The organism is Pseudomonas juntendi (assembly GCF_009932375.1).
GTDB lineage: Bacteria > Pseudomonadota > Gammaproteobacteria > Pseudomonadales > Pseudomonadaceae > Aquipseudomonas > Aquipseudomonas juntendi.
In genome coordinates, this window is sequence record NZ_BLJG01000208.1 from 1 (window position 1) to 266 (window position 266).

1 protein-coding gene is annotated in these 266 nt (G+C 67.7%); it reads right to left on the minus strand.

What is annotated here, in order from left to right; all coding sequences use genetic code 11:
• Positions 1–266 (minus strand): AMP-binding protein (locus tag GYA94_RS21710; protein ID WP_161893084.1); only part of this gene is annotated, 266 nt, incomplete at both ends.

Sequence of the window (266 nt, forward strand, 5' to 3'; positions counted from 1 at the left end):
GGTTGTCCAGCGGCGCAGCGCTGTAGGCCGCCAGGCTGGCGGCGTCGTCTTCCAGGCTCCAGCGCGCCACACCTTCGGGCAATTCGCCCAGGCTTTGCAGCAGCTCGCGCTGGCTCAGCAGCAGGCCGATACGGCTGTCCTCGATCATGTAGCGCAGGCGGTCGAGCGGGTATTCAGGGTCCAGTGGCACATAGGCGCCGCCAGCCTTGAGGATGGCCAGCAGGCCAACCACCATTTCCAGCGAACGCTGCAGCGCCAGGCCCACC